Raw genomic sequence first — 13,237 nt, forward strand, 5'->3', positions numbered from 1 at the left:
AACAAACTGTTACCTAAATAGAACTAAATTTGCAGCGACTCTATTTCGATAATGCAATTTTCAACGCACTTGTCATCAACTGTACAAACGAAGCAAACCAGCCGGGATCTCTGGCGGGCTGCTGTTCAGGCTGGCTACCCGGCGGCCCTCTGGCGGTTGCCGAATCAAACCGAACGAGAATTAATCATCGACACGTCCGGAACGGTTTCGTCCGTGGTGATGGATTTAGAGGAGCTGCCGATGGGCTTTGCCGTTGGCCCTTTTATGAATCCGGACACGGAAAATACCCTGTTCTTAAAGGCTGATTTTTACTGGCGTTTCGATGAAGAAGGCAATGTGCTGGACACACAGAACAAGCTTTCGATGGATAGTGTGGCCGCGCAGACGCTTTTGAAAGAGGCTGCGTCTGGTAAACCGCAGCAAACCGTTCCTAAGGTGACGGCCATTGAACCGGCGGGCAATCAGCAGAGCCGTTTTGAAGAAACCGTGGCCAGAGCGACGCGGCAGATCGAACGCGGGAAGTTTCGCAAGGTTGTCTTATCGCGGACCAAAACCGTCACGTTTGACGAACAGCCTGATATTCCGGCGTTGTTTAACCGCATGTGCCATGCCTACCCGAGTGCCTTTATCTCGGCGGTTTATTTGCCCGACCGGAATCAGGTCTGGATTGGTGCTACGCCCGAGCGGCTGGTAAGCGTTGATGCGCGCGGTATTTTCCAGACTGTTGCCCTGGCCGGTACACAGTCGGCGTTTGATTCTGAAGGCAAGCCCAAGCGGACGGCGGATGCTCCCTGGACGCAGAAAGAAATTGAAGAACAGGCCCTGGTTGGCCGGTATATTATTGGCTGTTTCAAAAAAATCCGGATTCGGGAATACCTGGAAGAAGGCCCACGAACGGTTGTGGCAGGCAACTTGATGCACCTGCGGTCGGATTATTCCGTGGATACCCAGGCCGTTAATTTTCCGCAACTGGGTACGGTGATGCTGCGCTTGCTACACCCAACCTCGGCGGTTTGTGGTATGCCCCGGGAAGAAGCGCTAGACTTTATTTTGCAACACGAAACGCACCCGCGTGAACTTTATAGCGGTTTTCTCGGTCCCGTCAATCTCTTTCGCAACGATGGACCCGAAACGCATTTGTTTGTCAACCTGCGTTGCATGAAACTGGAAGGGGTAACCGGTACGCTCTATGCCGGTGCCGGACTTACGGAAGATTCGGTGCCCGCCAAAGAATGGCGTGAAACGGAGTTGAAGTGTGATACGATGTTGTCTCTTTTGAAATGATGAGTTAAGGATGATGAACGATGAAGATTTGCGCTGCGTCAGCCCTTGATTGTTCATCATCCCTAATTCATCATTCAGTCAATTCCCTTCTGCCGGGTCGTTTGGCGCCCGATGTTCATCGGTTTCGCGATTTCCCTGCGCACTGCTGGCCGATGACTGTGTGTCGCTCTCGGGAGCAGTTTCTTCCGACTCCTGATCGGTTTTTTCGATTTCTTTCGGTTCCATTCGTTCGTTGATTATAGCGTTCGAGGGATGGTTTACTGATTCGTCAGGCAAGTTTTTTGCAATCAGAAACCATGTCCGTTCTGTTCCTCTTCGTCGATCAGGTCCTCTTCGTCATCTTCCTCTCCATCGACGATAGTTAGTTCCTCCTCATCGTATTCTTCCTCATCTTCCAGTTGGGCATCTTCATCTTCCGGGGCCGTTGGTATGCTATCCATGCCGCCGTAGCCGCTTGTCGCCATTTTACCGGGATAATGCGCTCCTCCCGTGTCCGGATCGTCCAGATCACGGGCAGTAGCCGTAGTGGACAAATCGAGGTCGGTTGCGGTAGTGCCCGTTGAATCTGTATCGGCGTTGCTTTGCATGATGTTGCTTTGAGATTCCATAGCGTTTATAATTAGTTGAGTGTTCTTGATAACTAAATACCTCTACAACCCGGCATATCTAAGAAGGTTTGAAAGAACCAGGGGGATTGATGGAATGGGATTACAAACAGAAAGCTCTACGAAATTCCATTGGTTTCGTAGAGCAGAACCTGGGTAGTTAGCCGCCTGATTATAAAGGAGCAATCCTGCCCAAGCGGGGCGGACTGTTTGATTTTTTGTCGAACCTACAGGTTGGAATGCGGTAGTTTTCGGGCTGCAACCGTACGCTTTTAGAAGCTACCGCCCAGTGCTTTCAGCAAGGCTACCGTGTACGACGCCTGCTGACCCTGCAAAATAACCAGCTGCCGTTCTGAGTCGAGCACGGTTCGCTGCGCATCCAGTACTTCCAGAAACGTTGTCAGGCCTTTTACAAACAGTTCGCGGTTCAGCCGTTCGGTGTAGCGGGCCGATTCGAGGGCGATGTTTTGTGCAGTGACCTGCTGACGGGTATTTTGCAGGTTATCCAGTGCCGTCTCGGCTTCGCGCTGGGCATTCAGAACCCGCTGCTGGTAGGAGGCATCAGCGGTACGGTATTGCTGTTGCGCCAGCCCAATATTCTGCTGGTTGCGTTTCCCTTCAAAAATCGGAACGCTGGCGTTGACGCCGAGCAGATAGGTCATGCTGGCCGGAAAGAATAAACCGCCGATCCGCCCGGTCAGGGTGCCGCCCGAGCCTTGCAGGTTGACGCGGGGATAGAGGTACGAACGGTTGACCTGAACCTGAACGTTGGCGACCTGCGTTTGCTGCTCCGCCTGGCGAATGTCGGGCCGACGGCGGAGTTGGTCGGAGCTGATAGAGGCAAACGGCAAGTCAGGAAAGCTGGTTGCCAGCCGCCCGGCCGACAGACTGAATAGGGCGGGATTTTGACCGCAAAGATTCGCTAAACCGTTTACCAGTTCCGTCCGGCTCCGCTCCAATCCCAGCAACAGAACCCGCACATTGGCAATATCCGTTTCGGCACGCTTGGCGTCAATTTCGTTGGTCAGTCCGGCCGTAAAACGCGCCCGGATAATGGAAATGGTGGAATCACGCAGGCTGATGTTGCGTCGGACGACGGTTTGCTCACTTTCATTGGCCCGAATGAGGTAGTACAGCCGGGCAATTTCCGATGCTACGACCAGTTGCGTTATCTGAACATCTGATTCCGAAACCTGCCGTTGCAGGTCGGTCATTCGAACCGTGTTGCGAATGCGCCGGAATAAGTCGACCTCGTAACTGGCATCGATGGGCAGAATCTGGAGCGTGTTGAGCTGAATCCGGGGCAGCTTTTCGCTCGTAACCGGAACGGCCACGGGGCGGTATTCCGATAAACTCTGGGTGTTGAAATTGATGCTGCTTCGAATGGAAGGAGACAGGTACGATTCGGCCACCCGAACCCGAATGCGAGCTTCTTCAACCCGGTTGATGGCCACCCGAATGTCGGGATTGTTGAGCAATCCAACGTCGATCAGGGAATCGAGGGTAGGATCGTGAAAAACCGCCCAGCCATCACGTACCGAGCCGGACTGAGCAGCCGCAGAAACTCCGGCCCCTCCCGATGACCCGCCCGAAGAGGCTGTGGTTTGCGCCAATAACGTAGTGGCACTGAGTAATAAAACGGTAAAACTGGCAAGAATTGACTTCCTCATACTTTTTATCTGGTGGCCGAAGCAGCCTTGCAATTTTATTCGAAAACCGTCTGCTTAAATCGGGAAAACGATCATTCAACAGAAGGAATAAAGACGAAAGGAGAGATGGTGTGAAAGGGCATTACACCCAGAACGTCTGCCGACTTTTAAAAGGTTTCGGTGCCCGGATAGATTTATGTAAGTTCTTCTAATTTTTCAACTAACCCGATCCTTAATCGGCCGCGGTTTGGTTAGAAATGACTCTCTTCCCGATCCTGCAAAGCCGATGTGGCAGCTGGCACAGGCGGTAGGGTATGGGAGGGCCGCTCGATGGGGGTTGGCCGGGGCCGGACACCGGGGCGGGGGGGCTCCGGTTGGGGGCCAAATAGCCGGTTGAACGAGCGGGTATACTGAATACTCATCCCCCCCCCGGTTGTGATTGTGCCGTATGTTGTGGCGTTGAACGCCCCCAGTTGGTTCTGGTTCCGGTTGTACATTTTCAGCCGAAGCTGCCCGTCGGGGGAGAGCCAGTATTCGAGCGTCCATTCGCCCAGCAAACTGGCCACGTTGGTCTGGTTTTGACCATACGTAAAGCCACCATCCCGGCTGATGCGGAAACGGTCGTTGAAACGGTAAGAAAGACGCACCTGGAGGTTATTCACCAGGTTTTGATCCAGACCATTTAGAGAAACCCCCACATCCAGGTTTTTGTCCAGCGTAGAGGCCAGTCGGCTGATTTGGTTGGAAAGCAACTCGCTCAAACTGTTGGTTAAGCCCGAACTCACCATCCCGTTGTTGGCGGATGCGGGATCGATCAGACCCATGCCTTCGCCGGGGGCGAGCTGGCTGAACAATAAAATACTGCTGACCTGACGACCCAATTCCTGGTCGTTGCTTTTCAACCGGGATTCGAAGGCAGCAACGGCTTGCCGGAAATCCGGTTGTTGCGGGTACTCCTTAACTTTCAGATCGTAGGAAATTTCCGGTTGCAGGAGCCGGCCGTTTAGGTTGATGAGCAGATCAACGGGATACCGGCGGTTTCGGTCGGGATTATTGGCTGAATTGGCCGAATAAAACTGCAAAATGGGGGATAACGATGCATACTGCGTATAGGCCGTTTTAACATCCACCATGGCTTCGTACGGATCGCCGGTCCAGGTAATGCGGCTGTTGGGTAGCATTTGAAACCGTTTGTTGATCACATTTTCGAAGGTGAACGTGTATTCGCCCTTCTCAATTTCGTACGAACCAGTCATCGTAAAATCGCCTTTCGTATCAACCCGCATGGCAAGTTGCCCGGTTCCGTACGCTTTAATGATGTCGCCGGTCTGGCGGTCAAGCTGAATTTCGCAATAGGCTTCCGGCGTGATCGACAGGTTGAAGTCCATCCGAATCCCCGACAGATCGACCTGGGGTTCATTGACCTTGTTAAGGCTGTCGCGGTGAGCCGGGCTGACGTTGATAAAGCGTATCACTTCTTCCTGCGAAACCGTGGCGGCCTGATCGAGCGGAATGAAAATACGGGTACCCCGGTTGCTGGTTACGTTGGCTCGGATCACCAGATTGTCGAAAGGGCCTTCGATACTGGCTCGTCCACTGGCGACGGCGGTGCCGTAAAAATCATCGTTATCTTTCAAGGTCGTATTCATGATCTTGAAATTCTTCATGTCTACGATGTTCAGATCCACGGTGAAATACTTGAAACCATCGTGAAAAATACCACCCCGTAAGGTGGCCCGACCACCGTTCAGATCCGTCAGCACCATATTGCGCGCGACGATTTCATTGGGGCCAAAGTAGATTTTATCGGAAAAGCCAACGTCGGCTTTCAGGTAATCGAGGGTTAGTCTGCCGTTTGTGATGTCAACGGTGCCGCCCAGAACCGGATTGCTGACTTGTCCTTTAACCGTTACAACGCCCGTGGCTGTTCCGCCCATATTGGTCGCCATTCCTTTCAGGAAAGGTTCCAGAATACGCAAATCTGTTCCTTCCATGACGGCCCGCAGATCCAGGGGTTCTTTGACCGATTTGCCGGAACTATAGACGCCTGTGATTGCCAGCACTTCACGGTCAAACCGGCGGATGCGTGTATCCAGTTTGATCCGGTTGGCCTGGTCAAGCATACTGCGATTTACGACCGTTCCAATCAGAAAATCGTTGTATTTGAGCGAATCAATCGTGATGTTTCCGTCGAGCAGCGGTAAACCGTATAGCCCCCGCACGGCCACTTTGCCGTTGGCAACTCCCGAAATATGAGTGTTGAATACCGGATTAAGTGTAGCCAGCAGGAAGTTTTTCGTCTCAATTTGCAGGGCTTCGAGTGAATCCTGCGATGCCTTGCCGCTGATCGAAATCAGTTGGTTCTGGTTGGAAACGGATAGATTCCGGATGCTTATTTCGGGACCCACGATCCGGACCAGGTTGTCGGGCGAAATAGTCCAGGTACTATCCAGCAAACGAAAGCGGGATTGTTTTAATTCGATATCAATGGCATCGCCTTTGAAGGTGAGCGCCCCGTTCAGATCGGCGCGATTGGTGCTTTTCTGCTGTTGCAGGCTGGTGGTGAAATCGATGTGATTAACGTCCCAGGAGGCTTCTGCCTGTAAATTCTCGGTGGCTGCCAACGAGCCGAATTGCTGCTGGGCCGAATTGATAATCAACGACGCCAATACATCCGGGGAAGTAACGTACTTGGAAGTATTGAGGTCAATCGTGCTTTTGTAAAAGTTGTATTCGTCAAATTTCAGGGTATCGATAACGCCATTGACGGTGAGCAGCGATGACTGATCAACGCCAAAGCGCCCTTCCAGCCGGGCGTTGGGCGACACATATAGCGACGGGTAAAGCAACGCCAGCAGCGGTTGTGAATTTTTCAGCAAGAAAGAATAGTCAATGTTGTACGGCGTAACCGGCACCGGTTTACGGAGCTTCTGCTGGTAGTAAGCGGCCATTCCGGCGGCATTTCCCGCAAAATTCAGGCGGTATTCTTTTGCAATACGGTTCAAATCATCGGCCACCTGAGTCAGCTGGAAGTTGCCTTTCAGATTGGCGTCCAGGTAATCCGAATTGACAGCAATTGACCGTTCATCGTTCTCGACCGACGAGGCTAGAAACAGCGTATCCAGCACCAGACTCCGCTTGCGGTAGGTCATCGACGTATTGAGCAGCCGGGCGTTGCCAACAATTTCGTTGAGGGTATTGCCCACCAGCTGGACATTGAGATCGCTCCGAATCGTCAGACTGTCGTCCAGAAGTTTGGTAGCCAGAAAATCGGCCTTTTGAACGGTTCCTCGAACATCGAACTGGTTTTTAGGGCCTCGAAGGTCAAACTCACCGTTCAGGCTGAAAGTCAGATTTGTATCCTGAACGCTGACCTGTCCGTTGAAGAAAGACTTTTGCAAATTGCCATTGATGGCCATGTTGCGGTAGTCGTACTGTTGAAAGCCAACGCGGCTGAATCGGGCATTCAGGTTCAGTGAGCCGTCTTTGATCGTTAGTCCCTTGCCCTCAAACTGCCCTTGTCCGTCGACTTTCTGAAGCAGCTGCGGCTGGTTGATCAGTGCTCCCACGTCCACGCTGGATAGTTTGAGATTCCCCCGGTACGTGGTAGCCCGGTCGCCGTTCAGGTGCAGGGCCAGATCGCCCGAAACCGTACCGATGGCGGTCTGAAACGTGCCAACGGTTTTGAAATCGATGAACCGTCCGGTGTAGGTAGCCGCAAAATCAACGGTGCCCAGCTTCCGGGCGATCTGATTGAACGCCGAATCGGAATAATAAGGCCGCAAATCCTGCATGTTTACCTGCGAGGGCTTGAATCGAAAATCTACTTCCGTGTTAACATCGGTATCTGGTAAGCCCTTGAAGGACAGGTTGCCGACGAGCCGGCTGCGGTAGTGTTGGCCAAACCGTATATCGGCATTGGAAACTTTAAAGTTCCGGATATACCCGACGTAATCGCCGGACGCCTGGGCAACATCAAAATTTCGGTCAAAATACGACGTAAAAGGAGCCAGGTCTTGCGCCCGCACCACGGCATTCCGCAGATTGGCGCGCATGATCACTTCGTCATTGAATTCATTGAAGGCGGAAAAGCTATCGTAGGAAAAGACCAGCCGGTTGCGTACCGTCGAGCCATTAATGCGCGCCAGGAGGTTATCCAGCCGCATTTCTTTGGCGCAGTAAAGAAATTTTGTGTCTAGCCGGTGAATACGCAGATCAGCTTGCTTCTCAAGGCCTTTCATGCGCTTAATGTCCACCGCAATGGTATCGCCGAGGAGCAGGAAGTCTTTTAAGCTGGCACTCAAGCCGTTGACGATGAAATGATTGTAGTCGAACCGCCGGCCGCTCATGGTTGGCTTTCGCTGGTCGTGGTACGTAAATTTGCCGTCGATCAGCGTAGCTTTGCCGATGGTAAACGGGATATTCTGGTTGGCAACCGACGGTTTGGTCGTGTCGCGGGTCATTTCGTTGATCCGTTCCAGAAAATCATCCATGTTCAGATTGCCGGTTTGGGCATCCTTCACCAGCACTACATCGGGTTTGTAGAGCAGCACTTCATCCAGATGAATGGCATTTTTGGAGTTGCTGATGAGGGTTTCGAGTTCGAGCGACACCTCCAGCCGTCCGACATTGATCATAGGTTGCTGGTCGCGGTTCCGAATCGAAACCTCCTCCAGCGTAACGGAATTGACCCAAACGTTCGGGAACGAAAAGTTGATGGCAATGCGTTGAATATCAACTGGAAATAGTAATTCCTGGGATACCCGTTTGGCTGCATAGCGCACCAGCTTTGTTTGCACCGCTGGTATTTGAAGACTAACCACCACAATCCCGACGACGAGCAGTACCACCAGAACGGTGTAAAGCAGGGTCTTGAGGAGTATGGTGAAAAAAGAACGCATCTAGTGTTTAGTGAGCCGTGAACAATGAAAGTTGAAAAATGGGTGTCTGATGGGAGGGCGACCAACCAACCCAGCGCAGAAATTCATTATTCATTGGTCATTATTCATTAATTTCGAGATTCATTACGGTTGAAAAATGATAATTCTGGCAATTGAATCTTCTTGCGACGAGACGTCGGCTGCTGTTTGTGTTAACGGAAAAATACAATCCAATGTTGTAGCCACACAGTTAATTCATGAACAATATGGTGGCGTTGTCCCTGAGCTGGCTTCGCGCGTTCATCAGCAACGAATTGTACCGGTTGTCGAACGCGCTTTACAAGAGGCAAATATACAAAAAAACGCGCTAAGTGCCGTTGCTTTTACCCGCGGTCCGGGCTTATTGGGCTCACTTTTAGTCGGAACCTCTTTTGCGAAAGCCCTGGCGCTGGCGCTGGGGATTCCGCTGATCGAAGTGCATCACATGCAGGCGCATGTTCTGGCGCATTTCATTGAGGAACACAAAACCCCCACGTTCCCGTTTTTGTGCCTGACCGTTAGCGGAGGCCATACCCAGATTGTACGGGTTCGGGATCACCTGGACATGGAAATTATTGGACAGACGCAGGATGATGCCGTCGGCGAAGCGTTTGACAAAACCGCTAAATTGCTGAACCTGCCGTATCCGGGCGGGCCGCTGATTGACCGCTACGCGACACAGGGAAATCCGACGGCGTTCCTGTTCCCGGAAGTTGAAATGCCGGGGCTGGATTATTCATTTAGCGGAATCAAAACGGCCTTTTTGTATTTCCTGCAAAAGCAAACCAAAGCAAATCCGGATTTCATTGCGGAGAATCTGCCGGACATTTGTGCCAGTATTCAACAGACGCTCATCAAGATTCTGCTCACCAAATTGCGGAAAGCGGCCCGGCAGACCGGCATTCGGGAAATCGCGCTGGCGGGTGGGGTGTCGGCCAATTCAGGATTACGGACAGCCCTGGCCGAGATGGGTCAGCAGGAAGGCTGGGACGTTTATATTCCTAAGTTTGAATACTGCACAGACAACGCGGCCATGATCGCAATGGCGGCTCACTTCAAGTATTTAAAAGGAGAATTTACATCACAGGAAGTCAGTCCACTGCCGCGCTGGTAAAATAGTTCGCTCTACCGTCGAAACCAATTGCGTACATTTGCGACATGAACGCACCGGTTTTAAAAGAAATCTGGATTTACCCCATCAAATCCCTGGGGGGCATTTCGCTGACTGAAGCGGTTGTTGAGCAGAAAGGCTTCCAGTACGACCGTCGGTGGATGCTGGTCAGGCCCGACGGCACCTTTCTGACCCAGCGCGAAAATCCCATTATGGCGCTGGTAAACGTGGCCCTGACGGACCAATCGTTACAGGTCTGTTACCGCCATCGCCCGGAGGAGGTACTCCAGATTCCGCTCGGGCAAACTGCTGGAGAAGCGATGACGGTGTACGTCTGGAATGATCAGGCAGTTGATGCGCGGGTGGTAGGGCCGGAGGCTGACGACTGGTTCAGCCGGTTGCTGGGTTTTGCGTGCCGGTTGGTCTACATGCCCGAAAGTTCGCTGCGTCCGGTCGATCCGCGCTACGCCCAGCCCGACGATGTTGTCAGTTTTGCCGATGGTTTTCCGTATTTGGTCATTAGCTGCGATTCGCTGGACGAACTCAACCGCCGGGTCGACCAACCACTGGAAATGATTCGGTTTCGGCCTAATCTGGTGATAGAAGGCGTCCGTCCGCACGATGAAGATACCTGGTACCGGTTTCAGATTGGCGATCTGACGTTCTCTGGCGTGAAGCCCTGCGCCCGGTGCGTACTGACGACGATTGACCCGGAAACGGCGCAGAAAGGAAAAGAGCCGCTCAAAACGCTGGCGACCTACCGGCGGCTGGATAAAAAGATTTTGTTTGGGCAAAATGTGCTGGCCGAGACTACGGGCGTTCTGCGCGTTGGCCAGGCGGTAACCATTCAGGAACGGCGTCCGGCCCAATTGCCATTTTCTTAACTACTCACTTTCTGTTTCGCTGGATGAGGGAGGCAGATGAAGTTGTATGACCTTTATTAAGTCGATTACGAAGTTTTTAAAAACCGCCCATTACCTCAGCCTGGATGTGGTCGTTGGTGCGGTGATTTCCCATATCCTGGTGGCCCGTTTGCCAGACGGACACCGCCCCGTTGACTGGGCTACGACGGTTTTGCTGGGTATTTGTGTTTTTGTTATTTACGCGGCTGACCGGCTCTACGATGCCCGCAAGAATTTGAATGCCCGCATGCAGCTAACGGCCCGGCACCGGTTTCACGCCGAAAACCGCCGGGTTCTGATTTTGACGCTCATGGGGCTGGTGGCGGTTTGTGCCATCCTGTTGTTTTGGCTGCCTAGAAGCGTGATCTGGTTTGGAACAGCGTTGGGACTGATTTCGGGAGTGTATGTTTGGGTGGTTTCACGGTTACCGGCATCCAACCGGAAGCTGATCTGGAAAGAACCGGCGGTGACTCTGGTGTACACCGTGGGGGTCTGGGGGAGTTCGTGGGCGCAAAAACCGACAATCGGGTGGTCCGAAATCGGGTTGGGTGTCTTGTTTCTGCTGATTGTCTTCCAGAATCTGCTGTTGTTTTCGGTCATGGAAGCTTATGAATTTCCAGACAGCTCATTCTCCCTGGCAACCACCTGGGGCTTTGATCGGAGTGATGTGGTGCTGCGCACCCTCACGATGGTGGTAACGGTTTTGTCGCTGGTCATTTTTTTTCTGGCCGACGACCGGTTTGCGCAACGAACCGCCGTCATTGAAGGAGCGATGAGCGCGGTTTTGTATGCCATTCAGCGCTATCCGAACCGGTTTTTAACCAACGAACGTTATCGTTGGATTGGCGATGGCGTGTTTTGGCTGCCCGGTTTGATTCTGTAAGTCATTTTCTAATCTATTTGCGGGTAGAAAAGCTTTTACCGAAAGGATTTGGTTCCTTGCGTTAGAACCGTAAATTGGCAGCCGATTCTAACACTCATTCCCATGACAACTGCAATTGATTCCGCAACCCAGGCTACCATCGACCAATGGCTAAACGGAAATTACGACGCTGAAACAAAAGCCGCCATCCAGAAATTACTGGACAACGGCGAAACCACAGAACTGACAGACTCCTTCTATAAAAGCTTAGAATTTGGCACGGGCGGACTGCGCGGAGTGATTGGGGTAGGCTCCAATCGCATGAACCGCTACACCGTTGGAGCGGCCACGCAAGGGCTGGCCAATTACCTGAATGCTGCTTTTCCGGACACCGACATTAAAGTGGCGATTGCGCACGACAGCCGCCGGATGAGCCCGGAATTTGCGCGGATAGTGGCTGATATTTTCTCCGCCAACGGGATTGAGGTGTATCTGTTCAGCGCGCTGCGCCCGACGCCCGAGTTGTCGTTTGCCATTCGGCAACTGGGTTGTCAGAGTGGAATTGTAGTGACGGCTTCGCACAACCCGCCGGAATACAACGGTTATAAAGCCTACTGGAGCGACGGCGGACAGGTTGTAGCCCCCCACGACAAAAATATCATTGCGGAAGTCAACAAAATCACGTCCATTGACGACGTAAAGTTTGAGGGTGTACCCGGCGATTCGTCGACCGGAAAGATTCACCTGATTGATGAGGAGATTGACCGTGTGTACGTGGAACGCATCAAGTCGAACTCCATCAATCCCGACGTCATTGCGCGGCAGAAAGACCTGAAAATTGTCTTTACGCCCATTCACGGCACCGGCATTACCCTGGTTCCGCGCGTGCTGGAAGCCCTCGGTTTTACCAACGTCAATATTGTGGAAGAACAAGCGCAGCCAGATGGTAATTTCCCGACCGTAAAATCGCCGAACCCCGAGGAGCGCGATGCCATGAAACTGGCCTTGGATAAAGCTGAAGCCCTCAACGCGGATTTAATCATGGCCACCGACCCCGATGCCGACCGGGTCGGATCGGGTGCCCGCAACCACCACGGAGAATTTGAGCTGCTGAATGGGAATCAGATGGCCAGTCTGATTATTTACTACCTGTTGCAGGCCTGGCAGGATGCCGGAAAATTGACGGGCAAAGAGTTTGTAGCCAAAACTATCGTAACAACCGACCTGATCGACAAAATGTGCGAACAGTACGGGGTGTCGTGCTACAACACGCTGACGGGTTTTAAATACATTGCCCAGATTATTCGCGAACTGGAAGGCCAACAGCAGTTTATCGGCGGGGGCGAGGAAAGTTACGGGTATTTGATTGGAGATTTTGTGCGGGATAAGGATGCCATTGCGTCCTGCGCCATGATTGCCGAGCTGACGGCCTACGCCAAAGACAACGGGTTGAGCCTGTTCGATCTGCTGATGGAAATGTATCAGAAGTTCGGGTTTTATTACGAGGGACTGATTTCGCTGACGAAAAAAGGAAAGACCGGAGCCGAAGAGATTCAGCAGATGATGGCCGATTTCCGGGCAAACCCGCCGAAAGAAATCGCTGGTTCGCCGGTTATTCGGGTGGACGATTACAAAGCGCTGGAGCGGACCGACCTGAAAACCGGGGAGAAAACCGCGATCGAATCCGGAAAAATGGGGATTGAAGCATCGAACGTGTTGCAATTCTTCACCGCCGATGGCAGCAAGGTCTCGGCCCGTCCGTCAGGTACCGAACCAAAGATCAAGTTTTACGTCAGTGTGAATGAGCCCTTGGCCAACAAAGCCGACTTTGACGCGGTATATGCGAAACTGAAGCAGAAAGTTCAATCGGTTATGACCGACTTGAACCTTTCTTAAAAGGGCTGG

9 protein-coding genes are annotated in these 13,237 nt (G+C 52.4%); 5 read left to right on the forward strand and 4 right to left on the reverse strand.

What is annotated here, in order from left to right:
* The first annotated feature begins 69 nt into the window (after positions 1 to 69).
* The gene (locus ACYVH9_RS07545) at positions 70 to 1,284 is read left to right on the forward strand and encodes an isochorismate synthase (protein WP_460635688.1); all 1,215 of its coding nucleotides are present in this window, start codon (positions 70 to 72) and stop codon (positions 1,282 to 1,284) included.
* A gap of 78 nt (positions 1,285 to 1,362) precedes the next feature.
* Here the strand turns inward: ACYVH9_RS07545 and ACYVH9_RS07550 are convergent, their stop codons facing one another.
* The 4 genes from ACYVH9_RS07550 to ACYVH9_RS07565 form a co-directional block, all read right to left on the reverse strand.
* Entirely contained in the window at positions 1,363 to 1,509 is a 147-nt protein-coding gene (locus ACYVH9_RS07550) for a hypothetical protein (protein ID WP_460635689.1), read from the reverse strand.
* 62 nt (positions 1,510 to 1,571) lie between these two features.
* Positions 1,572 to 1,892, reverse strand: a complete 321-nt coding sequence (locus ACYVH9_RS07555) for a hypothetical protein (RefSeq protein WP_460635690.1) — start codon at positions 1,890 to 1,892, stop codon at positions 1,572 to 1,574.
* Between the two features lie 269 nt (positions 1,893 to 2,161).
* Complete coding sequence (locus tag ACYVH9_RS07560) at positions 2,162 to 3,559, reverse strand: efflux transporter outer membrane subunit (RefSeq protein ID WP_460635691.1); 1,398 nt, start codon at positions 3,557 to 3,559, stop codon at positions 2,162 to 2,164.
* A 230-nt stretch (positions 3,560 to 3,789) separates the two neighbouring features.
* A complete protein-coding gene (locus ACYVH9_RS07565) occupies positions 3,790 to 8,439 on the reverse strand; it encodes a translocation/assembly module TamB domain-containing protein (RefSeq protein ID WP_460635692.1) in 4,650 nt (1,549 codons plus the stop codon).
* Between the two features lie 136 nt (positions 8,440 to 8,575).
* On the opposite strand from ACYVH9_RS07565, the gene tsaD reads away from it, so the two are divergent.
* The 4 genes from tsaD (at position 8,576) to ACYVH9_RS07585 (ending at position 13,228) form a co-directional block, all read left to right on the forward strand.
* Complete coding sequence (gene tsaD, locus ACYVH9_RS07570) at positions 8,576 to 9,571, forward strand: tRNA (adenosine(37)-N6)-threonylcarbamoyltransferase complex transferase subunit TsaD (RefSeq protein WP_460635693.1); 996 nt, start codon at positions 8,576 to 8,578, stop codon at positions 9,569 to 9,571.
* Between the two features lie 44 nt (positions 9,572 to 9,615).
* Positions 9,616 to 10,452, forward strand: coding sequence for an MOSC domain-containing protein (locus tag ACYVH9_RS07575; protein ID WP_460635694.1), 837 nt, complete (start codon positions 9,616 to 9,618; stop codon positions 10,450 to 10,452).
* A gap of 46 nt (positions 10,453 to 10,498) precedes the next feature.
* On the forward strand, positions 10,499 to 11,353 hold the full coding sequence (locus tag ACYVH9_RS07580) for a hypothetical protein (protein WP_460635695.1): 855 nt from the start codon (positions 10,499 to 10,501) through the stop codon (positions 11,351 to 11,353).
* A gap of 102 nt (positions 11,354 to 11,455) precedes the next feature.
* Complete coding sequence (locus tag ACYVH9_RS07585) at positions 11,456 to 13,228, forward strand: phospho-sugar mutase (protein ID WP_460635696.1); 1,773 nt, start codon at positions 11,456 to 11,458, stop codon at positions 13,226 to 13,228.
* Positions 13,229 to 13,237 lie beyond the last annotated feature (9 nt).

This window comes from Larkinella harenae (assembly GCF_054780515.1).